The organism is Candidatus Erwinia haradaeae, assembly GCF_900698985.1.
Taxonomy (GTDB): domain Bacteria; phylum Pseudomonadota; class Gammaproteobacteria; order Enterobacterales; family Enterobacteriaceae; genus Erwinia_E; species Erwinia_E haradaeae_B.
In genome coordinates this window covers 12,750-38,853 of sequence record NZ_LR217730.1, presented here as the reverse complement: position 1 = coordinate 38,853, position 26,104 = coordinate 12,750, and the positions used below count along the sequence as shown (strand labels likewise).

12 protein-coding genes and 1 pseudogene are annotated in these 26,104 nt (G+C 27.8%); 6 read left to right on the top strand and 7 right to left on the bottom strand.

The window, feature by feature from the left end:
- Positions 1 to 130: 130 nt before the first annotated feature.
- Positions 131 to 1,516, top strand: a complete 1,386-nt coding sequence (gene atpD, locus ERCIPSPA2889_RS00105) for a F0F1 ATP synthase subunit beta (RefSeq protein WP_157988864.1) — start codon at positions 131 to 133, stop codon at positions 1,514 to 1,516.
- 69 nt (positions 1,517 to 1,585) lie between these two features.
- Positions 1,586 to 1,999, top strand: coding sequence for a F0F1 ATP synthase subunit epsilon (locus ERCIPSPA2889_RS00100; protein ID WP_157988863.1), 414 nt, complete (start codon positions 1,586 to 1,588; stop codon positions 1,997 to 1,999).
- A gap of 2,291 nt (positions 2,000 to 4,290) precedes the next feature.
- Here ERCIPSPA2889_RS00100 and ansA read toward each other — a convergent pair.
- The 7 genes and pseudogenes from ansA to rpiA all read right to left on the bottom strand — a co-directional run bounded on the left by ansA (position 4,291) and on the right by rpiA (position 18,004).
- Complete coding sequence (ansA, locus tag ERCIPSPA2889_RS00095) at positions 4,291 to 5,316, bottom strand: asparaginase (RefSeq protein ID WP_157988862.1); 1,026 nt, start codon at positions 5,314 to 5,316, stop codon at positions 4,291 to 4,293.
- 118 nt (positions 5,317 to 5,434) lie between these two features.
- Entirely contained in the window at positions 5,435 to 7,297 is a 1,863-nt protein-coding gene (gene sppA / locus ERCIPSPA2889_RS00090; RefSeq protein WP_157988861.1) for a signal peptide peptidase SppA, read from the bottom strand.
- A gap of 3,175 nt (positions 7,298 to 10,472) precedes the next feature.
- Positions 10,473 to 11,111 carry a phosphoribosylglycinamide formyltransferase gene (purN, locus tag ERCIPSPA2889_RS00085; RefSeq protein WP_157988860.1) on the bottom strand — a complete coding sequence of 213 codons (639 nt, stop codon included), beginning with the start codon at positions 11,109 to 11,111 and terminating at the stop codon, positions 10,473 to 10,475.
- Complete coding sequence (gene purM / locus ERCIPSPA2889_RS00080) at positions 11,108 to 12,145, bottom strand: phosphoribosylformylglycinamidine cyclo-ligase (RefSeq protein WP_157988859.1); 1,038 nt, start codon at positions 12,143 to 12,145, stop codon at positions 11,108 to 11,110. Before purM ends, purN begins: the two co-directional genes overlap by 4 nt.
- A 297-nt stretch (positions 12,146 to 12,442) precedes the next feature.
- Positions 12,443 to 15,234, bottom strand: a pseudogene (polA, locus tag ERCIPSPA2889_RS00075) (DNA polymerase I).
- A 969-nt stretch (positions 15,235 to 16,203) separates the two neighbouring features.
- Positions 16,204 to 17,079, bottom strand: coding sequence for a prolipoprotein diacylglyceryl transferase (lgt, locus tag ERCIPSPA2889_RS00070; RefSeq protein WP_157988858.1), 876 nt, complete (start codon positions 17,077 to 17,079; stop codon positions 16,204 to 16,206).
- A gap of 247 nt (positions 17,080 to 17,326) precedes the next feature.
- Complete coding sequence (gene rpiA / locus ERCIPSPA2889_RS00065; RefSeq protein WP_157988857.1) at positions 17,327 to 18,004, bottom strand: ribose-5-phosphate isomerase RpiA; 678 nt, start codon at positions 18,002 to 18,004, stop codon at positions 17,327 to 17,329.
- A 1,235-nt stretch (positions 18,005 to 19,239) separates the two neighbouring features.
- Between rpiA and tadA the strand changes: the two genes are divergently transcribed.
- From tadA to rimM, 4 genes are all read left to right on the top strand, one after another.
- Entirely contained in the window at positions 19,240 to 19,728 is a 489-nt protein-coding gene (gene tadA / locus ERCIPSPA2889_RS00060) for a tRNA adenosine(34) deaminase TadA (protein WP_157988856.1), read from the top strand.
- A 1,369-nt stretch (positions 19,729 to 21,097) separates the two neighbouring features.
- Positions 21,098 to 24,988 (top strand): phosphoribosylformylglycinamidine synthase, encoded by a 3,891-nt coding sequence (purL, locus tag ERCIPSPA2889_RS00055; RefSeq protein ID WP_157988855.1) that lies wholly within the window; start codon positions 21,098 to 21,100, stop codon positions 24,986 to 24,988.
- Between the two features lie 257 nt (positions 24,989 to 25,245).
- Positions 25,246 to 25,515: a 30S ribosomal protein S16 gene (gene rpsP / locus ERCIPSPA2889_RS00050; protein ID WP_157988854.1), complete on the top strand. Its 270-nt coding sequence runs from the start codon at positions 25,246 to 25,248 to the stop codon at positions 25,513 to 25,515.
- Positions 25,512 to 26,063, top strand: coding sequence for a ribosome maturation factor RimM (rimM, locus tag ERCIPSPA2889_RS00045; protein ID WP_157988853.1), 552 nt, complete (start codon positions 25,512 to 25,514; stop codon positions 26,061 to 26,063). The genes rpsP and rimM overlap by 4 nt, the downstream gene beginning before the upstream one ends.
- Positions 26,064 to 26,104: the final 41 nt, after the last annotated feature.

Genomic DNA, 26,104 nt, shown 5'->3' with positions numbered 1-26,104 from the left:
TTCACATAACACATACCAACATAAAAAATAAATTTTAAGAAAGTTAATTATTATAAAATAACACTGAGTAAATATACATCATTAAAAGATTTTTTGTTAAAAAATCTTAGATGGCAATAGAGGAGTAAAAATGACTACTGGAAAAATTATTCAAATTATTGGCGCTGTTATTGATGTTGAATTCCCTCAGAATGCTGTACCAAAAATTTATCATGCTCTTGAGGTAAACAATCAAAATATAAATCTCATACTAGAGGTGCAACAGCAGATAGGTGGTGGTGTAGTACGTACTATTGCAATGGGATCTTCAGATGGTTTAAAGCGTGGTTTAACAGTACATAATTTGCAAAGTCCTATTACAGTGCCAGTAGGTCTTGAAACACTTGGCCGAATGATGAATGTTTTAGGTGATCCAATTGACATGAAAGGTGCAATTGGCGAAAAAGAACGTTGGGTAATTCATCGTCCTGCTCCTTCTTACGAGGAACAATCAAACTCCAAAGAATTACTAGAAACAGGTATTAAAGTTATAGACCTTATCTGTCCTTTTTCTAAAGGAGGTAAAATTGGTTTATTTGGCGGAGCTGGTGTAGGTAAAACCGTTAATATGATGGAACTTATTCGTAATATTGCTGCTGAACATTCTGGTTTTTCAGTTTTTTCTGGCGTAGGTGAGCGTACTCGCGAAGGTAATGATTTGTACCATGAGATGATCGAATCAAATGTTATTGATAAAGTTGCCTTAGTATATGGACAGATGAATGAACCACCTGGAAATCGTTTACGTGTTGCATTAACTGGTCTTACAATAGCTGAAAAATTTCGTGATGAAGGACGAGAAGTTTTATTATTTATTGACAATATTTATCGTTATACCCTAGCAGGAACAGAAGTGTCAGCTCTTTTGGGCCGCATGCCTTCTGCAGTAGGATACCAACCAACTCTTGCAGAAGAGATGGGTGCGTTACAAGAACGAATCACTTCTACAAAAAAAGGATCTATTACTTCTGTACAAGCTGTATATGTCCCTGCCGATGACTTATCTGATCCATCTCCAGCAACTACTTTTGCTCACTTAGATGCAACTATCGTACTTAGTCGTCATATTGCTGCTCTTGGTATTTATCCTGCAGTAGATCCATTAGCATCCACAAGCCGTCAATTAGATCCAGTTGTAGTTGGTCAACTCCATTATAATACAGCAAGAGCAGTGCAATCTACCCTACAACGTTATCAAGAACTAAAAGATATCATTGCTATTCTTGGTATAGATGAATTAGCAGAAGAGGATAAACTAGTTGTTACTCGAGCTCGTAAAATACAACGTTTTCTTTCTCAACCATTTTTTGTCGCAGAGGTATTTACAGGATCTCCTGGAAAATACGTACCATTAACTGATACTATCCGCGGTTTTAAAGGAATAATTGATGGTGAATTTGACAAAATTCCAGAACAAGCTTTCTACATGGTTGGTTCTATTGAAGAGGTAATAGAAAAATCTAAACAACTGAAATAAAAAAGCAAAGATAAATACAGTAACTAATAAGATCATACAGTGTCAATCTGTAAAAAAGGTAACTATACTATGACTTTTCACTTAAATGTTGTTAGTTCTGAACTTACAATATTCTCTGGAAACGTAAAAAGTATTCAAGTATCAGGTAATGAAGGGGACTTAGGAATTTATCCACATCATACACCCCTTTTAACTACTATCAAACCTGGTATGGTGCATATATTAAAAACAAATAATAAAAATGAAATTATTTATCTTTCTGGTGGTATACTAGAAGTACAACCTTTATTGGTTTCTATTTTAGCTGACACTGCAATTCGTGGTAAAGATCTTGATGAAAAACGTATTTTGCAAGCAAAGAATACAATTCTAGAACGGATGAACAGAAAAAAAAATACAATAGATTTTATACAATCATCTACAGAATTAAAAGAAGTGCTTGCTAAATTACGTGTTATTGAATTAATACGAAATACAAAATAAAATCTTATATTACCTCTAATTATATTTTAATATTAATATAATAAAATTTTTAAAATATTGAATATTTTTATAAAAATAAATATATAATATTATTATAGATGACTGTAAAATAACTGTTATTATCATAGATAATATCTATACTAAAAGTAGTATATACTAAAATATATCACATATATAACATATTAAAAAAAACTTTTAATATACAATGCTAATTTTTTTAAAATATAAAAACAAAACTAAGAAACATACACTTTATCAAAATTATCAATACATAATAAGAGAACATTAAAGTAGTATTTTTATACTACTTTAATGTTCTCTTATTATGTAAAATATATAATATTGCATAAAAATCTTAAAAAAATCTAAATACTATTATCCTATAAAGGACACTAGACTATAATGTCAAATTATTTATAATTTATTAAAAATAAATTATAAAATACATTTATTTTATTTTTTTAAAATTTGATAATTATTTAGAATACAAAACTGTATTTATAGATATAAATACAGTTTATAAAAAAACTACATATGAAAGATACATTACATAATATAAAATAAATTAATAAGCTTAAATGGAACGATATTTTACTATTTATTACGCTGTATTTAAATATCTATTTTTTAAAAAAATAAACTAGATTATTACTCTAATATAATTTGCTTTATAAGAGATATATATAATATGTTATATTAATTAGGTTTTATAAAAAATAATAAATAGAAAATATATTTTCTATCTCCAAATGATATAAAAGTCAGAATATAAAAAAATATTCAAACAAAACACATAATAAAAAAATATTTTTCATATATATATTTTTTAAAAATTATATTTTTACCCTTAAAAAATCATAAAATCCCTTACAAATAAATTTAACTATCTATGTATTATATGTATAATATTAATAATATTAAAAAATTTTATTATAATTTAACAATCAATAATACAATACCTCATAAAAAATTATTCAGTATATAATTTTTTATGAGGTATAAAATAAATAATCTTGATATTAAAATAATAAAAAATATGAATAAATAAAAACACATAAAGATATCATAAAAACTAATCATTCTTTCTGTAGTACAAATAAAATATTTAACTTAAAAATATCATTAATTTTATATCTTTATTATATGTAATATACAACTAATAAAACATTTAAAAATATAAATACTAAAATAAAACAAATAGTGACCCCTAAAGTTAATAGTATATAAAGTAACGATCGGTCTCCCTCTATCATATTTATTTCATCTATGGTAAATATCGACCTGAAGATTAATTTTTTTTAAAATAACCTTAATATATCTTAAAGATTACTATCAAGAATCACTTCTTCTAATTTTAAAATTTTAAAAAATATACAAATCTTGCTCTAACATAGAGAATATTACTTATTTTAGTAAAATCTTAAAAATTTTAATAAAATACAAAATAATTTTAAAAAAATATAATAAAAATGTGTCTTTTAAAAAATTTTTTCTTTAAGATAAATACATCATGCATTAAATATATAAAATTTTAGTAAAATTGCCTATCTTAACTCATCTATTTAATTAATAAAAATCTCTTATATAGATATATTACTTGACCTAATAAGATATCAATCTAAATTTTAGTAAATGATTTTTAATTTTTTAAAAAAGCGCTCAAAAAACAGTTAATTAATTTTAATACACAAAGTGTACTATATATTTATGATACTTATCATTAAAGTATATTTTTTACAAATAATTAAAATAAAAATAATACTATTTAAAATAGAGTCATGCTTACCTGTACTAATATGAACTTATAAAAGAATAGAAATATAAATCAATACACAATTAACAAACATAAATAAAAAAATCTTTACTAAGTAAAGTGTTATAACAAAAATACATTTTTCTAATAAAATAATTTTTTCATATTTTAATTTTTAAAAAAAGCTTACTAAATAAAAATAAAAAATTGAAGTAACCTCTGTATCTGCAAAATATTTAATTTTTCAATTTTTTTTAACATATCAATATATAGAAATTTCTAATAACTAACATCATATAATATATATTTTACACTATAATTATTATCGTAAAACTAAAAAATACAAAAATATTTAAAAATTTCAGAAAACACAATAAAAATTTATTCTATTGTAAAAATATAAAAATTTTATAAAAGATTAATAAAAACTGAATATTTTATTTTATCTTAAATAATAATATTAATTATTTAAGATAATTTTTTAAAAAAACTTAAATATTCTATATAATTAAATTATATAGAACCTAATCAGTAAAAATTAACTTTCTTCATCAATAGTTAATTCACCACGTAAATTTTGTTGCATAAAATAACATACATCTTTAGTACTAAAATTCTGACTTAACAAATAATATAATTTAGTTAGAGCTGCCTCAACACTAAGATCTGATCCACTAATTACACCTGCATCTTCTAATGCATGACCAGTGGTGTAACCACCCATATTTACCTTACCAAACATACATTGCGTTAAATTAATTACTATAATATCTTGTTGTATAGCCAATTTAATCTCTTTTAAAAAATTTTGATTCTGTGGAGCATTTCCCACTCCATAAGAACGAAGAATAAGAGCTTTCACAGGATTTTGAATAAAATTATGCAAAATTTTAGCTGAAATACCTGGATAAATCGTTACTAATCCTATACACTGAGGAGTAAGATGGTGAACTATTAAACGTCCGCCGTCTCCAATAGGCGCTGATTGTGTATTTAAGCATCGAATATCCGTTCCTACTTCTAACAAAGGGGCTAAATTCGGTGAAGCAAATGCATTTAATCCATTTGCGTGAACTTTTGTAGCACGATTACCACGATATAATATATTATTAAAAAATAAAGTAACTTCATTAATTGGATACTGAGCTGCAATAAAAAGTGCATTTAATAAATTTTGCTGACCATCTGAACGCATCTGTTCTAATGGAATTTGTGATCCTGTCACAATAACAGGCTTTGCTAAATTTTCTAACATAAAAGAAAGAGCTGAAGCAGTAAATGCCATAGTATCTGTGCCATGTAAAATCACAAAACCATCATAGAAATCATAATTTTTTCCAATATCATCTGCGATGATTTGCCAATCATCTGGTGTCATATCCGCAGAATCAATAAGTGGTTTATATTCATAAAGAGTAAAATTAGGCATTTCTTCTCTATGAAATTCTAATATAGTAGCTAACTGATTCTGTAAATAACCTGAAATAGGGATAAAACCATTACAGGATCTTTGCATTCCAATTGTCCCACCAGTATACGCAACATAAATAGATTTTTTTTGCATTGACAAACTCAAAATAATATACAACACAATTATAGTCAATAAACTCTAGACTAAGTTTAATAACTATATAACCGCACCTAAAAACACGGCTATATAGTATATATTACATAAATTTAAATTATAAAATATCACCACAACTAAAACATAATGCATAAAGATTCTGAGGATCATTCATAGTTAGCCCTAAACCTGGCTGTTTTTTTATATCTATTATTGTATTCAATATAGATTTTGGTAAAAATCCCTGAGAAATCATTTGTAATAAAGCAATATGCATAGAACTAGTTGTTTGATTATATAAAAGATCTAAAAAATAAGGTTCATGATCATACCATTTAAGCTGTATCTTTTTAATATGTCCTAATTCCATAGCTTTCGCTAATGCATCATCAAAATCACCTAAAGCATCTACTAAATCATATTTCTTAGCATCAAGACCAGTCCATACACGTCCTTGAGCTACCTTATCAATCTCATCTCTAGTCTTATGACGCGCACTAGCTACTAAATTAATAAAATCTTGATAACTATGATTAATATTTAATTGAATTATTTTCTGCATATCTTCTGAAAGTGCCTGAATATGAGAGGTTCCAGCTAACTTAGAACTCTTGATACCATCAGAATGAATACCAATCATATCTAGAGAATCTTCTATGGTATTAATTATATTAAATATACCAATTGAACCTGTTAAAGTATTTCGATTAGCAATAATATAATTTGCTGGTGTTGAAATCCAATAAGCACCTGATGCTGCCATACCTCCCATAGAAACCACTATAGGTTTTCCTGAAGCTCGAACAGCCTCTAGTTCTGAACGAATAGTTTCAGAAGCACTTAAACTACCTCCGGGACTATTAATACGAAGAATAATAGCTTTAATTGCAGGATCAAGACGAGCAGATCGAATGTCTGCAATTGTAGAATCAATAAATGATCTACCAGGAGTCAACTGATCATTTACAAGAGACCCACTAACCGTAATCACCGCTATATTTCCTGAATTATTATTCGTATTTTTTAACGGATAATCATAAATATTAACACCATAATAATTCTTAGTATTTACATCCCATCCAAAAACATTAACTAACTCTTTTTCCACTAAAGCTGAAGAAGATAATATATCAACTAACCCATTTTCTTTAGCGTATTGTGCAGAATCTCCATGTAATGCCTCTAATTTTTCTATAGTTTTCTTAACACTAGGAAAAATCTGTGTAATCTTAACTTTTCGATTTTCAGCTAACGTATTTAAATAATTATTCCATAACTCTGTAACCCAAAGATGATTCGCTTCACAAGCTTCTGGTGACATATTATCTCGTAATAAAGGTTCTACAGCAGACTTATAAGCACCAACACGAAATACATGAGAGTGTACCTTTAGTTTTTGCAAAAAACTTTTATAATAAATATTATTGAATGAAAATCCTCGAATATCTACAGATCCATATGGAGAAAGATAAATTTTATTAGCAAAACTAGCTAAATAATATTGTGTTTGAGTATAATTTAATCCAAATGCAAAAATCGGCTTACCGCTCTTACGAAACTCACTTAACGCTTTGCCAATATATTCTAAAGACGATTGATTTGCACTTACAAAATTATCTAAATCCAATACCATTCCGGTAATTTGAGGATCATCTTTGGCTTGCCGTATAGAATTAACAATCTGAAATAAAGATGTTTCCTTTATATAATCTCCATGATGACCTAATATTTGATGATATATTTTCATCAAAAAATGATCATTAATAGCAGGCTTATCTACTACAATTCCTTGTAAGTTAACAATTAAAGCTCCCTTATGTCTCTCGCCTCCAGTATGAACTCGTTCATTTTGAAGCCAAACGCCAATACAAATAGAAACTAACAAAATAAACATAATATTTAAAATAAATTGACGAATAAAAGTTAATGTTCGCCATGTACCGTGCAAAACTGTAGTAATAACTTGCCATAATACGTACATAGATTCTCCATAAGTAATATAATACATAAAATCCGAGCTCTAAATTGAGTAAAGTCTAATGTCTCAAATTAATAGTATATTATACAAAATAATCTTATCTAACTTGTCATAAATAGTGAATATCTTTATATAAAGAAAAGTATTTTAAAAAAAAATTTAAATTAAAATAAGTACTATACCACTACTTAGTATCTAGCCATGGTAATCTTTTTAAAAGTAAATCCTATTAAAAAAATAAATAAGATAAAAAAAACTAAAAATATCTTAATTGATAAAATTCAACTAAAAAAATAATATAATAATTTGCGAATCTACCATAAAAATATATACAAGTCTGATATAACTTACATAGACATAATACTCTATATGGATATAACTAAAATTTTTATTAAATTAAAAAACTCCTATAATATAATAAATTCCTAATAAAAATCAAAAATTTTATATAATTATGTACTAAAAATGACAAAATATAAAATTATTTAACTTAAAATAATACAATCAGAAAAAAATTTAATCAATATAAATTAATATAAGTAAATTTAATGTAATTTAATAATCATTTTAAAATTTTTTATATATAATCAGTTTATTAATATTATTAAATAAATAAGATTTTTTAATCTTTATCTAACTATATAATAAAATAATTAAAATAAAAATTATTTAATATATAATATCACATTATACATACAAAAATGAAAAAGTTTAATAACTTGTTTCAATCATAAAACGAAGGTCATTAATTTATATCTGACTCTCGCCATAAAAATATTATTTTATTATATGAATAATATTTAAGAATAATTTATATTTTATTTAATATAAATTAAAAAATTATAAAAATAAAATTAAACATTCAGAAATTTAAAACTTTATATAAGAATTTTTCTTATAATAAACTAATAAACTCACAATTTTTCATAAATCTCTCATAAATTTTATCTTTTAATGATATATTAACATATAATATATCATTTATTAATATTATTATTTTAATAAATATTTAAAAATCCTCTATATAAATAAAATTTTTATATACAATTTTTCTATAAAAAACTAACCTATATTTTAACGATAAAAAACTTAATAAAAAAATTTTACATAAATTAAAATCTATCTTTAATATAAAATATATATAATTAGTATTATTAAATTTTAAATAATTTCAAATCAAAATAAAAAAAATACAAAAATATAAAATCTTTATGTAAATAAATATATTATAATGAAGTGTATACATAAAATTTCTAATACAAAATTATCTAAAATTTTTATAAATCTCCTTCATTAAAAAATTTAAAAAAATAAAAAAATAAATATACTAAATTAAAAAAAAACAAACTAATAATTAATCAAAATTACATAACTAAAAATAAATCTATAAAATATTTTTTATATATAAAAAATAAAAAAATTAACTTACGCGCTATAAAATAAAATTATTTAATAATATGACCTACTAAATTACAAGAAAAATTTTAAACAAATAAAAAAATATTAAGAGCAATATAAACCATATAATAACCCCGTAACATGTAATAATATACACATTAAATAAAAATTATAATATACAAATTTTAATTGAAGAAATTACATACCCTGAATTACCTTAAATTACATTATAATTCTTTTAATTAAAGAACTCAGAAGTTACTAAATAATATTTATTTATTCTATTGTCCTAGACAAGCTAGGTATATTTTAGCATTTATTTTTTATAAAAGCAATATATAATTTGCATTATATATTGCTTATTAAAGTTCATATAGATATTAAAAATATATAATATTTTTTATTATTTTCTTATAAAGAATAAAGGACATATTTTATTATTTATTTTTAGGTTATATTTTATATGTATATATACTGATTTTTTTATGATCACTATTGATTAAATTTATTTTTTATCTTTTAAGTATATATATATAATATAAGTCTTTGATATTTTAATTATAATTTTCGATAGAATTTTGTGTGAATTTTTTATTTTTGATTATTATGTATATTGTGTGGATTATTAATCTTAAATTAATAAAAATCTATATAATTAAATAAATTTTGTTTAATTTAATAGTGGATACTAAAGGTGTTTATTTAAAACATGTATTTAGGAGCTAAAATTTTTAATTAATATTTTATATATAAAAATTCATAGTATTTTTTTTTATTTTAGATTAATTATAGAAAATATTATATTTTCAGATTTTAAAAATAGTATCTAATATTTATCATTTATAATGATATAAGATACTTTAATGACAAAGTTTTATTATTAGATTTTATGAATTTATTAAGTTATGTGTTAATATGAATTAATAGAATATCTTTTAGCTAATGAATAATAAACATATTTAAAAAAGATTTAAAAATAATTTTGTATAGTACTTTTAGGATATTTTTTTAAAATTTATAATATTCTTTAAAAGAATTGTTTTTTATTATAGGTAAATATAATAAATTGTGTGTTATAAATTAATTTTTATTGTTTAAGATATTTTATTTTTTGTTAGAGATGATGATCGGTAACAGTGATTTTTGTTTTATAATATATTATAAATATATATCAAAACATTAACAAATAATTTTAATAAAAAATTTTTTTCTTCAGATATAAAATTATATATTTTGATATTTTGTGTGAAAGAAGGATAGAAAAAGACATAAAAGAATAATTTTTTTATTAAATTAATTAATATATAAGTATTGTAAAAATTGATATTTAAATGTATTATTTTATGTATTATAATTGTAAATATTTTTATTTCTCAAAAAAAACTTTTCTTAAATAATTTTTTTATAAAAATTATTATGTTATATAAGATTATTGTTAATTTTGTATTCAATATTTTATATTGTTATTTATAATTATGTTAATATAATTATTAGTTATGTTGAAATAATTTACTATAATAAATTATTTATATATCGTTATTTAAAAATAAAAAATATTCTTTAAATAATATTTCTTAAAAATTTTAAGTTAATTGTTACTATACAGAATGAATGAATATATATAATTAGTATAAAATTTATTTTTTAATATGTAATTAATAAAAAATCAATTCTAGTGTATATATGATATTTTTTGTATTGATTAGATCATATAGAATTATAATTTTTATTTTGTAATCGTTTAATTTTTATAGTTTTTTATTTTTTTATTTTTATTAATTTAATTTTTTTTATAACCTGTATTAGGTAGTTTTTTTCCATCTAACCAAGCTGAATTTTCACGCATTTCTAAACGACCATCAATAAACCATTGTATGACACGCGGATAGATGATATTTTCTTGATATTTTACTCGCATTTTTAGGGTATGTTTAGTATCAGTATAGAATATTGGGACTGCTACTTGTAAAATAATTGGTCCACTATCTAATTGTTCAGTAACAAAATGTATAGAGGTTCCATGTTGTTTTTCACCATTTTCTATTGCACGTTGATGTGTGTTAAGACCTGGATATTTTGGTAATAAGGAAGGATGAATATTAAGTATTTTTCCGGCATAGTGTGTAACAAATTCTATATTTAAGATACGCATATAACCAGCTAGTACTATTAAGTCTGGATTATAAATTTTTACTGTTTTTATTAATATTTTATTGAATAATTCTAATTTTTTGTATTGTTTATCTGATACTATATGAGTAGTAATTTGAGCTAGCTGTGCCCGTTTGATAGCAAAAGCGTTAGAGTTATTACTAATAACAGCTATTATCTTGCTAGTGATTTTTGTAGTATGATGGGCATTTAATATAGCTTGCAAGTTAGTACCATTTCCAGATACTAGTATGACTATGTGTTTCATGGGTTCATTACTACACGAGTATTAGAGTTTGAGTTTTTAATTACGCCGATTTTCCAAGCTATTTCGCCATAATCAGTCATTTTTTTTAATGCTTTATCTGCTAATGAAGGATGCAATGCAATTATCATGCCAACACCACAGTTAAAGGTATGATACATATCAAAACGACTAATATTTCCCGATTTTTGAATCCACTTAAATATTTCTGGCCATTCCCAGGTAGATTCATTTAGGATCGCTTGAGTATGATCTGGTAGTACTCGGGGGATATTATCCCAGAATCCGCCTCCAGTGAGATGAATAATAGCATGTAGTTCCATTTTTTCGAGTAAGGTTAGGATATTTTTTACATAAATTCGAGTTGGTTTTAGTAACTCATTTATTAGAGGTTTACCTTTTATGCAGGTTTTTTGTATATCAATATTATTATTATTGATAATTTTATGAATCAGAGAGTATCCATTTGCATGTGGACCACTGGAGCTAAGTGCAATTAATATATCACCATCTGTTATTTTTTTTCCATTAATAATTTTTTCCTTTTCTACTATTCCAACACAAAAACCTGCTATATCATAATCTTCACCATTATATATCCCTGGCATTTCAGCTGTTTCACCGCCAATTAGAGAGCAACCTGATTTTAGGCAACCTTTAGTAATACCATTTATGATAGAAGTAATGGTGTCAATTTTAATATGACTAGTTGCATAGTAATCTAAGAAAAAGAGTGGCTCTGCACCTAATACGATTATATCATTTACACACATAGCTACTACATCAATACCAATTGTCTCATAAAGTTGAAATTGCATGGCTAATTTCATTTTAGTACCTACTCCGTCTGTACTAGATACTAAGATTGGTTCGCGATATTTTTTTGGTATAGCACATAAAGCTGCAAAACCACCTGGTCCTTGTATTACTTCTGCGCGAGAGGTTTTTTTTGCAATTTCTTTGAGGTGTTTTACAAAGGTATTGCTTTTATGGATGTCTACCCCTGAATCTTTATAGTTAAGTGAATCTTTATTCATAACAGCTTTTTCCTCGTTCTAGATATGCAATAGATTTTTTAATTTAATACAAAATTAGCATAATTGTATGTTTTTTATTATAGTAATGCTCGTTTGTGTTATTTGCTGATTATATTTTTTAAAGTATAGTCATTTATTTATTTTTTTTATTTTATCAAGTTTATAGTTTAGTTTATATTAAGAAAAAAGATATTCTTAATAGTGTATATATAAAAATATTACTGTAAGGATATATATAAAGATTTATATTAGATGATCAGTTAGTTATATTCATTTTAAGTTTTACTAATGATAATTTTAATGAGCTTGGTCCCAATTTTTTCCCACTCCAATATCTACACGTAGTGGTACATCAAGATTTTCACTATTTTCCATTATGGAGCAAATCTTTATAGAAGCTTCTTTTACAGTATCTGTTTGTGCTTCAAAAACTAATTCGTCATGCACCTGCATAATCATCTTGAACGCTGGTTTTTTTTGTTGTAAGAGCCATTTATCAATATTAATCATAGTGCGTTTAATTATATCGGCTGCCGTTCCTTGCATTGGCGCATTAATAGCTGCGCGTTCTGCTGCTTTGCGACGCATAATGTTTTTATCTTGAATATTTGGTAAATATAAGCGGCGACCATATAGTGTTGAAACATAACCATTTTCTAAAGCTTGTTCACGAGTATTTTTCATATATTGGAAAACTCCAGGATATCGTTCAAAATAACAATCTACATATATTTTGGCTTCTTTGACACTAATATGTAGTTGACGTGCTAAACCAAAAGGACTCATGCCATATATTAAACCAAAATTAATTGTTTTAGCTCGTTGTCTTTGTTCTTTGCTAACTTTTGCAAAAGCAATTCCGAATACTTCTGAAGCTGTAGCGCAATGAATATCTTGTTCTTTAGAAAATGCTGATAGAAGACCTATATCTTGTGAGAAATGTGCCATAATACGTAATTCGATTTGTGAATAATCCGCAGCTATAAGACAGTTTCCTTGAGCAGCTGTAAATGCTTGTCTAATGCGACGTCCTTCACTGCTTCGAGCTGGGATGCTTTGTAGGTTTGGATTACTAGAAGAAAGACGTCCGGTTACTGTAACCGCTTGGTGATAAGATGTATGTATTCGTTGAGTCTCTGGGTGAATCATACGGGGCAGTTTATCTGTGTAAGTGGATTTAATTTTAGACAGACTACGATATTCTAAGATTACTTGGGGCAGTGGATGTTCTATTGCTAGCTTAGAAAGTACTTCTTCACTGGTAGATAAATTACCATTAGCCGTTTTTTTAAGTGATTTTAGACCATTCTTATAAAATAAAATATTTTTTAATTGTTTTGGTGAGTCTAGATTAAATGATTCTCCGGCTAGTTTGTGTGCTTTTAATTCTAACTTAATTAGACGATCACCAATTTCTTGGGAGCACTCAGATAATAAATGCTGATTAATTAAGACTCCATGTTGTTCTATGCGTGATAAAACAGGAATCAGTGGCATTTCAATTTGTTCAAATATATGCTTAGGACCTTGTTTTTTTTCTAGTTCTTTCCACATTTTGTAATGTAACTGTAATGTAATATCTGCACGGCTTGCTGCATAATGAGTTGCTTCTGTAAGAGATAACTTACTAAACGTTAGTTGATTTTTACCCTCTTGAGTAATTTTATTAAGTAATGTTAAATCATAGCCTAACCATCTTTGTGCTAATGTATATATATCATGTCCATTGTTTATACTATTTAATGCATAAGATTCCAGTTTTGTATCAAAGCACATACCTTTTAATTCAATATTGTGTCTTTTTAAAATTCCGCGATCAAATTTAAGATTTTTTCCAATTTTTGCAATTTTTGTATTTTCTAAAAGAGGTTTTAGGGCCAAAAGGACATCTTGGTAAGCTAATTGAGCAGGAGCATTTGGATAATCATGTAATATTGGTACATAGGCTGCTTCACCTGGTATCATTGAAAAAGAGCATCCAATAATACTAGCTGTTAGAGTGTCTACTGAATTTGTTTCTAAATTTAATGCAAAACATTTACTGTGTTTTAATCTACTTAACCAGAAAGAAAAAGTGACTGGATCTAGAATAGTAAAATAGGTATTTGAAATTTCTGGATTGTATATCTCTGATCTTATTATAGGATTTTTGGAGGTAATGGCCTTTGGTTTTCGTAAGTTCATTTTTTATGTGAGCACCATAATTTTTTATTATCTAAATGAGTTATCCATTTATTTAATTCAAATTTTTTAAATAATGATAAAAGATTATCTATATTTGGATTTTTTGGAATTAACTGATTGCTGGTAATATTAAGTGTTACATTAGTATTAATCATAGCTAGCTGATAAGACAGGAAAGCCTCATTTTTATATTTTTTTAATTTTTTTATTATATTTTGAGAGTTATAAATAGCAAGAGATGATGTCGTTTCTAAATTTTTATAAATAGCTTTAATACCATTAAATTTTTGCAGTAACGCAATAGCAGTTTTGTGACCAATTCCTTGGACTCCTGGAATATTATCAGATGCATCACCCATGAGGGCAAGCAAGTCGATTATTAGCATAGGTGGGACACCATATTTTTTTATTATCTCTTCTGGTCCAAGAATGGTATTATTCATTGTATTCATTAAATGAATTTTGTGTGTTACTAATTGAGCCATATCTTTATCACTTGTGCTAATTAATACGGTGTTACCTAATGTTTCTGCCTCTAATGCTAAAGTACCTATTACATCATCTGCCTCAACGCCAGGAATAGCTAGTATTGGTAAACCCATAGCGCTAATAATTTCATTTAAAGGCTCTAATTGAACACAAAGATCATCTGGCATTAATGGACGATGACTTTTATATTGTGTAAAAATATCATCGCGAAATGTTTTTCCTTTTACATCAAATATAATAGCAATATAAGTAGGTTGATATTTACATATTAAAGCACGGAGCATATTTAACATACCGTAGATCGCACCGGTTGGAAAACCATACGACGTACTTAGACGAGGACAAGCATAATAAGCACGATACAAATATGAAAAGGCATCAACTAGAATAAGGGAATTGTCTAAAAAATTAGCCATAAATAATACTCACGTTATTCAGAGCGTTTAATTGGATATCGATCATGCTATACCAAGAAATTAGAATTGGTTGTAAAGTATTATTGGTGTTTTATTGGTGACAATAGATTCTTTTATGTATTCAATATGCGTAATACTTATCTCTTATTTTCAGTGAGGTTAGTATATACTGAATTTTTTATGTGATAAAAGATATATTTTATTTTTTAAAGTATTAATTTTTAGATATTTTCTTAAAAATAAGTGCATTATTTATAATTAATAAAATTATAGCATAATATGAAATATATAATTCTATAGTTTTATAGTTATGTTCAAGATAAAATAAGTTATTCACGATTTTTATATATTCTTATAAGGTGTTGTAATATGCGTGTAACTTAAATATTATATTGTATAATATTTTTATGTTAATAATCATAATAGCATAGAACTTATTTGAAAATAAAAGAGATATCTTTATCGAACAAGTTTAAGTGTGACCTCATAATTTATAAGAGAATAGGTCATATAACTAATAGTTTTTTAGTTTATTTATTAGCTTATATTTGTATTAAAAATACGTTTTAGGAAATTATAATATGAAATATATTTTTCGTTTTAAATGCAATTAAATAGTTTTTAATTTCAGATTAAAGAAATAGACTTTTATATACCCATAGTCTTTACAAGATAAAAGTATTGTTATAGTTAAAACTAATTAACACCTTAGAGAGAAGTTTTATATGATATGAAAATTTTAAGTGTGTATATGTTTAAAATAGTAGATGCCATCTAGTATAGACAGATTTATAAATAATCAAAACAAGATTTATGTTATCATCAACTTTAAGAATGAGATATAAAAATAAATATTAATTATATATTAAAAAATTTTTATATTTTTGTAGTTTTTGAACAAAAACAATAGAGGTGCATATATTTAATTTTACTATATTAAATATAACACAATATTAGTTTAGTGGATAATCAGTGATTATCTTTATTTATGCGATGGTTATAATAAGCCCAAATTATAATTAGGACCCCTGAAATCATCATTGGGATAGATAGAATTTGCCCCATACTAATACCATAAAATAAACCAATTTGTGGATCAGGTTGTCGAAACAGTTCTACAGTGATTCTAGAAATGCTATAGCTAACTAAAAATAATCCAGACATAGCGCCTAGAGGACGATTTCGATTAAAAACAAATAAATTTAAAATAATAAATAAAACAAAACCTTCTAAAATGGCTTCGTATAACTGAGAAGGGTGACGTGGAAGTACTCCATAATTTAGGAGTAGTTGTTGCCATTCTGGATGAATAGCAGCTATTTTAATATCTTCACTATAAGATCCAGGAAATAGTGTAGCCCATGGTAAGTGAGTGTTAACTCTTCCCCATAATTCACCATTGATGTAGTTCCCAAGGCGACCTGCGCCTAGTCCAATGGGAATGAGAGGGGCTATGAAATCAGATACTTGAAAAAAGTGACGTTGTATCTGATGAGAAAACACCCACATTCCTATAATAACTCCTATTAAACCTCCATGAAACGACATTCCTCCATTCCATATTTTAAAAATAGATAAAGGATCACTTAGTAGCACAGGAAGATTATAGAATAGCATATACCCAAGGCGACCTCCAATGAATACCCCTAAAAAGCCAATGGATAGAAGATCGTCTATATTTTTTTTAAATAAAAAATTTTTGCATTGACTAGCTCTATGTACTGCTATCCACCGAATTAATATAAAACTTATTAAATACATAAGTCCATACCAGTGAAGTGACACTGGTCCAAGTGAAACAATAATTGGATCGATATTAGGAAAAATAAAATAAGAGTGATTCATTTTTAATTACTAAAATAGTTGTTTTATAAATTTGTTTTATAACTTTTTACTTCTTTTATACTACCAACCATGCATTATTTTTAATAATTTATTATTATAAGAATATAGAATACTTTGAATAATTATTAATGATAAACTAAAATATTATTTAGTATATATATTTATATTTAACTATAGATGCTTAAAAGGTCGTATTTAAACTTGTAGGATTGTGTTTTTTGATCTCATTGTAAAATTACATAAGTTTTTAGAATTCCGTACGATAATCTTTTTGGAGTATTCGTGCTCCGTGTTTAGTACCGATGATGGCTATATCAGCTCCACGTTTAGCAAATAATCCGACTGTAACTACACCCGTTAAGGAATTGATTATTTCTTCTAACTGAATTGGGTTTCTCATGTTTAAATGATATACATCAAGAATGATATTACCATTATCAGTTATGACGTTCTGTCGGTGCTTTGGCCACCCCCCAAGTTTGATTAATTGACGGGATACATAAGAGCGTGCCATTGGAATTACTTCTATTGGAAGAGGAGCGTGACCAAGTATCTCCACTTTTTTCGAAGAATCTACAACACAAATAAAACAGTCAGCAACAGCTGCAATAATCTTCTCTCGTGTTAATGCCGCTCCACCTCCTTTAATCATTTGTAACTGATCATTAATTTCATCTGCACCATCAACATATAGGGGTAGTAGACTAACATCATTAAGATCAAAAACAGGGATGCCGTATGCTTTGAGTTTAGCGCTTGAAGTTTCTGAACTAGATACTGTACCAGCAATCTGATTTTTGATAGATGCTAAAGCATCAATAAAATATGAAGTCGTTGAGCCAGTGCCTACACCAATAATAGTTCCGGACCTAATGTATTTTAGCGCAGCCCAGCTAGCAGTTTTTTTTAGTTCATCATGCACCATGGTATAGATGTCTCATTTCTGCTGCTACACGTGTGTATTGTTTTTTTGTTTTAATGAAAGGAACGTTGTACAATTTAAAGTGTTGCCAATAGAAATTAACTAATATGCTATATAATTACAGTATGTAACTATATAGATCAGAGAAGATAACACTATATTTTTAACGTAAGTTAGATATGTGTCATATATATCCCACATTGGTATTACATTTATAGATTTTTCTATACATATTTTATAGGGTTGAATCTGAGATATTTTAATCTAATTATATTTGAATTTATCACTATATATTGCATATTAAGTATGATCCATGAAGGTTAAAGGTTCTAGTGTAAAAAATATCTTTAAAACTTTAAAAGATGAGTGTTGTATTTTTTTTAAAAATATGAAAGGACAGAAAAGTATATAATACGATAGAAAACTAGAAAAAACACTCACTAATGAGGTGGAATATATAATGTCATATGGGTTGATGAATGATATAAAAAAATCGTTTCGGTTTTTATTTGTTTCTAATAATTTATGATCATCCCTGATGATAATAAGAGAAATTATTATATATCTATTAAGTGATGTACTATATGGTTAAATTAAATGTTTTATTTTTTATGATAAATAAATATGAGAATATTTTTATGAAATCACCACTTTTTTGTATATTCAGTTATTTGTGTAGATACAGATAATTTTAGAGAATTTATGGTATATTATTTTATAATATTAAAGAAGTATTGATTATTTCTAAGTGGTTTTATTTATTATTTAGTTTTTGTATATAGTTATTATCTGAGATAATAGTTCACTGTTATTAATTTTATTTTTGATGCGTTTATAATAGAGATCGCTTAACTATTATATAATTTCTATATAAGATTCCTGGTGAAAAAATTATTTTTGGTTAACTTTATATTTTATAATCTTACTAAGTATGCACTAAGGAGTTTTTATTTGCTATGAATTACTTTCATGGCATTATTTTATGGTTGTATAGATACTTTTATTGTTTATAAAAATGATAGAATTATTTAGGTGTATTCAACATTTTTATAGAACTAATATGATAAAATAAAATAGTGTATATTCTGTTATGTATAGTTACGTAGAATTGTTAAAATTTAGGAGTGCAATGTCAAAAAAAAGAATACACACATTGAATGCAGTTGTATTACAAGTTCTTTATTTAGATAATAGGTATTTATTCATTAGATTATATAGAAATTTTTGGAGAATTAGAGTTGACTAATTATCCTGATGAGTATTGGATGAAACGTGCTATTTTTCTGGCGACTGAAGCTAAGTGTCAAGGTGAAGTTCCAGTTGGTGCTGTACTAGTTTTCTATGATCGGGTGATAGGTGAGGGGTATAATCAATCTATTGGATGTAATGATCCTACCGCGCATGCTGAAATAATTGCATTACGACACGGAGGTCAAACCTTACAAAACTATCGACTTTTAAAATCAACCCTATATGTCACTCTTGAGCCCTGTCTTATGTGTCTTGGTGCGATAGCTTGTAGTCGAATTAGCCGATTAGTATATGGAGCTTATGATACAAAAATGGGCTCATCTGGTTTTTGTCTGAATTTTTTTTCATATCCTGGAGTTAATCATTATTTTCAAATTACTTCTGGCATATTATCAGAGCAATGTTCAAGTATTCTGAATGATTTTTTTCATACAAAAAGAGTAGGAAAAAATTTAAGAAATAAAAATACTAAGTAGTTTTAAAAACTCTTTAGATTTTAATAGATAGGTAAAATACATAGAATAATAAAGAATATTTTCTAGAGGATCGGTGTTCTAATTGTTAAGATAGTATGACAATATAATGCATTGATCTAAATATTAGGATATATTAATTATTTTTCTATAGAGAGCTTACATGAAGACATTCACCAGTATTAATTTAATTTTTTCATTAAGATATTATAAAAGAACAATATTTTAAGTGTAATTTTTACTATACTATAATAGTATATCTAATAAAGTATTTTTACGAGTATGAGAGGTGAGTATTTATTTAATTATCATAATATTAATTCATATATTTAATTTATAGATATGTGTGTTTTCAGTTGTCATTTTTAATGACTTTAAATAAAACATATTGTGTGAAAAATGTTCATTAAAAGAGTATTCGTGGATTTTTAATCTGAGGTTGTTTTTTAGTGTTTTAGTGCATCATTCATAATGATATACTAAAAATTTTTTATATTAACTATAAAAATTTTTACAGATCGTGACTACATTAATACTAAAAAATAATCTATATATATAGATATAATTTGTATTATAGATGAAAAATATTTAGGGGTTTTATTGTTTTCATTAATAATGTAATAAAAGTTATACGGTAAAATTATATAAGAATATTACTGTTATTTTCTTTTTTAATTCAAATATTATGCGATCTTGCATACTTATACCATACCCAATTATTCCCTCCGTTATATCTATAATTACTATATTAAGTGGTAATTATTTTAAAAAATTTATAAAATTACCAGAAGGTAGTAGGTGATGATTATTTGGCATATCATAAAGTTAAAACCTTCAGGATAGGATAACAATTTTATCTTGATTGATGTGATATGTTTTTCTGAGATAATATTTTCATATTAATTTAATAAAAATTTAGTCATAGTTATCTTGTGACGCATTCCAATATAGGCTTTATGATAAAGATTTTGACATTATTAATATTATTTAGTTACTAATATTCATTAGAAGATTAATGTATTTGACGTTACAAGAATTGTACAATAATTGATTAGATTATGCTACTCTTAAATTATTGCAAACCATCATAACAATATCATTAATATGATATATATAATTTTATACAATAGAAAAATATTAGAGAATAAAAAATCTTAAAAAGTTAATTCAACTTATCACTACTGAAAATTATGCGGTAAAAGATAATTAAAAATATTTTTATAGTTTTCATATATATAGTCTTAGGGATGCATGCAGTAGCAAAAAATACCTTTAAAATTAGCTAAAAAATCTATAATATCGCATGTTTTTTTTTGCTCTATAACAGCCAAATAGACACTAAACAGATCTGTGATAAAAGAGAGCGTTTACTATGATGGAAATTCTACGTGGTCCTCCGGCTCTATCGGTAAGCGAGGCCAAGAAATTACTCCGGGACTGTCAAAAAGCTAACTTCCCGATTAAAGAAATTCATGTTGAATATATTCATTTTATCTATATACGCGAGTTACTTACTATAGATCAAAAAAAACTTCTTCAGCGTCTTTTATGTTATGGACCTTCTGTAACTCAGGGCACTCCAGAAGGATATATGTTTGTAGTTACTCCGCGCTTAGGAACTATCTCAGCGTGGTCTTCAAAAGCTACTGATCTTATTAAAAATTGCTCGTTAACTCAGATTATACGTTTAGAGCGCGGTAAGGTTTTTTATATAAATTCTCCTGAATTGGCAAAATATCAGAAGGAAGAGCTAAAAATATTATTGCATGATCGCATGACAGAAACTGTTTTGAATGATCTTAATCAAGCTGAAGTTTTATTTTCACAACCTACTGAAACCTCTGTGCAAATTATCGACATACTTAATGCAGGGAGAGATGAATTAGTTAAGATTAACACTGAGCTTGGTTTGGCTTTATCAAACAGTGAAATTAATTATTTAATGGCTTCGTTTTCTAAACTTGGGAGAAACCCAACAGATATTGAGCTATATATGTTTTCACAAGCTAATTCTGAGCACTGTCGTCATAAGATCTTTAATGCAGACTGGATTATTAATGGTAAAAAACAGGCTAAATCATTATTTCAAATGATAAAACATACTTTTAAGAAAACTCCAGATTATGTTATATCTGCTTATAACGATAATGCAGCAGTTATGCAGGGATATAATATTACTCAATTTTATGCTGATCTAGAGGGTATATATCGTTTTCATCACGAATGCACACATATTGTAATAAAAGTAGAAACACATAATCATCCTACGGCAATTTCTCCATGGTCAGGTGCTGCAACTGGATCCGGTGGTGAGATTCGTGATGAAGGTGCTACTGGGCGCGGGGCAAAACCTAAATCTGGACTTTTAGGGTTTTCAGTATCTAATTTAAGAATTCCAGGGTTTGAGCAGCCATGGGAGGAAAATTTTGGTAAACCAAATACTATTTCTAGTGCACTAGATATTATGATTGAAGCTCCATTGGGCGGAGCAGGTTTTAATAATGAATTTGGTCGACCTGTGCTTAATGGTTACTTTCGAACTTATGAGGAAAGGGTTGATAGCCATAATGGCAATGAGGTACGTGGTTATCACAAGCCAATTATGTTGGCAGGGGGCATGGGAAATATTCGTGAAGATCATGTCAAAAAATATACAATCAAGACGGGTGCTAAGATTATCGTTTTGGGTGGGCCAGCGATGAATATTGGATTAGGTGGCGGTACAACTTCTTCAGTGACCGCTGGACAATCTAATGCAGATCATGACTTTTCCTCTGTGCAGCGTGCAAATCCTGAAATGGGGCGTCGATGTCAAGAAGTTATTGATCGTTGCTGGCAGTTAGGATTACAAAATCCAATTTTATCTATTCATGATGTAGGAGCTGGCGGCCTCTCTAATGCTGTGCCAGAAATGATGCGTGATGGTCGATGTGGCGGAAAATTTAATTTACGCGCAATCTTGAATAATGAACCAGGTATGAGTCCATTAGAAATCTGGTGCAATGAGTCACAAGAACGTTATCTGATAGCTATTGATGCTAAAAGCATCTCATTTTTTGACGCCATATGTCAGCGTGAACGTGCACCATATGCAGTGATTGGGGAGACAATAAAGGATAAGCATATATCACTGTTTGACAGTCATTTTGGTGCTACTGTTATTGATATGCCTCTTGATCTTTTATTAGGTCATACACCAACGATGATGCGTAGTGTGTGTAGTTTGCAACCAATAGGAAAAAAACTCATTCGAGATCATATATCTATTCCCGACGCAGTATATCGTATATTGCATCTACCTGCAGTAGCAGAAAAGACTTTTTTGATTACAATTTGTGATCGTTCTATTGGTGGTATGGTGGTTCGTGATCAAATGATTGGGCCATGGCAGATTCCAGTGGCCAATTGTGCGGTAACGAGCGCTAGCTTGTCACGAGATTGTTATTATGGCGAAGCAATGGCAATTGGTGAACGCGCCCCAGTTGCTTTATTGAACTTTTTAGCCTCTGCTAGGTTAGCCGTGGGTGAAGCGCTCACTAATATTGTGACAACATGCATTGGCTCTATGGCTCGTATAAAACTATCAGCGAACTGGATGGTTGCGGCCGGTCATCCAGGTGAAGAATCGGGTCTTTACTCTGCAGTACAAGAAATTAGTGAAAAATTATGTCCAGAGTTGGGAATTACTATTCCAGTAGGTAAAGATTCAATGTTTATGAAGACTCACTGGAATCAAGATAGTATAGAATATGAGGTTACTGCTCCTTTATCCTTGGTCATTACTGCTTTTGCTCGTGTAGAGGATATACGAAAAACGGTAACACCAGAATTAAAGACTTGTGATAACATGCTATTATTCATTGATCTAGGAAATGGTCATAATGCCCTGGGCGCTACAGCTTTATCACAAGTTTACCGTCAGTTAGGAGATCAAACTGCAGATATACGAAATGTAGCACAATTAGCGAATTTTTGGTCTGCTATCCAGATGCTTCTTCTTAAAGGGTATCTTCTTGCCTATCATGACCGATCAGACGGTGGGCTGTTAATTACGCTTGCAGAAATGACTTTTGCTGGACACTGTGGGGTCGAAGTTGATCTTGTAAGCTTCAGTCATGATGATTTAGCAGTTTTATTTAATGAAGAGCTTGGTGCGGTAATTCAGATCGCTGCTGCTGATATATGTTCTGTGAGAAAAATTTTAGATGAGTATCAGTTGAGCTCTTCCGTGCATTTACTAGGTAAGGCCATAAGTGGTGATTGTTTTAGAATTTCTCGAGGTTCATCAATACTTTATGATTATAGCCGTACTATTTTACGCGCCTGGTGGGCAGAAACTACTTGGAAAATTCAGCGACTTCGTGATAACCCAAGCTGTGCTGATGAGGAACATTTAAGTAAACTTAATAGTCACGACCCAGGATTAAATGTTTTACTTACTTTTGATCCACAAGAAGATATTATTTCTCCGTTTATTATTATTGGGGTTAAACCGAAAGTAGCAGTTTTACGTGAGCAAGGTGTTAATGCTCATGTTGAGATGGCTGCTGCTTTTTATGAAGCTGGTTTTGAAGCAATTGATGTCCATATGAGTGATCTTTTATCAGGTCATTATAGTTTAAAGGATTTTCATGTTTTAGTCGCGTGTGGAGGTTTTTCATATGGCGATGTGTTAGGTGCAGGTGAAGGATGGGCTAAGTCTATTTTATTTAATAATTGTTTGAGAGATGAATTTACGGAATTCTTTCAGCGTAAACAAACATTAACGCTAGGTGTATGTAATGGTTGCCAAATGCTTTCTAATCTTCGTGAGCTTATACCTGGTAGTGCAGACTGGCCTCGTTTTGTGCGTAATCAATCAGAACGCTTTGAAAGTCGATTAAGTTTAGTAGAGGTTATGAGCACTGCATCACTTATATTAGATGGCATGATTGGTTCGCGCATTCCAATTGTAGTAGCGCATGCTGAAGGTTATGCAGAGATGCGCGATGCTATGCATCTAAAAAATTTAGAAAACAAAAGGTTGGTGACGCTGCGTTTTATTGATAATTTTGGTAATATAACAGAGAAATATCCAGCTAATCCAAATGGTTCACCAAACGGAATCACTGCGGTAACTAATGAAAGTGGTTGCGTTACGATTATGATGCCACATCCAGAGCGTGTGTACCGTAGCATTACTCATTCTTGGTACCCAAAAGAATGGGGGGTTGATGGACCTTGGATGCGAGTTTTCCGTAATGCTCGAAAACAGTTAGGTTGAGTAAATTACATATGTGAAATATTTCTTTCGATGAATTGTAGAATAATAGATTTTATGAAATATATCTTGTATATACAAGTATTGTCTAGTCTTGTATGACGACTAAATAATACTGCTTTTCATGAAAAATAAATAGGGATTTTTTGTAAGATCAGATGAAATATAGTGCACCAATTATATAAAAATTTACATGAGTAGCATATAGTTCTATGTATTATAATAATACGCAGCTTTGTTGTTTCAGTATGGAGAATTTTATGGTAACAATTCGTTTAGCACGTCATGGGGCCAAGAAGCGTCCATTTTATCAAGTTATTGTTACGGATAATCGTAATGCACGTGATGGTCGCTTTATTGAGCGTGTTGGTTTTTTTAATCCTATTGCATCAGGTCATGCTCAGTCTTTAAATTTAAATTTAGAGCGTATTAATCTCTGGGTTAATCAAGGTGCATCATTATCTAATAGGGTGCATAAACTAATAAAAAAAATAAAAAAACAGAATGATCTCGCAGAGCATACAAAATGAGAGTACTTATAAGTGCCAAGTATCCTGTGGACCCATTAAGTATGGGGCTCATGGGCTCTGCTTATGGTATTTATGGCTGGTTAAAAGTTTTTTCCTATGCTGAAGAAGTTACAAATATTATTTATTATCAGCCCTGGTTTATTCAGAAAGGAGATCAATGGTATCTTCTAGAGCTAGAAAAATGGAAGAGATATAAAAACCAATTAATTATTAAAATAAAAGGGATTGATAGTCGTAATAATGTAAAAGAGAACCTGACTGACTATGAGGTGATTGTAGATTCAAAACATTTACCAGTACTTGAGAATGGTGATTTTTATTGGAAAGATCTTGTAGGTTGTCAAGTAATCAATATAGCACATTGTATTTTAGGTAAGGTTGTACAGATTATTGCAACTGGTGCAAATGATGTACTTATTGTTCATCCAAATTTAGAAGATAAAAACCATACAAGAGAAATATTGATTCCATTTATTGAGAAAATAGTAATTAAGAGTGTTAATATTATCGCTCGTATAATTTTTGTAGATTGGAGTACAGAGTTTTAATAATATGATTCGTGTCCTTTTATACAAGATTGAGCTCTAGA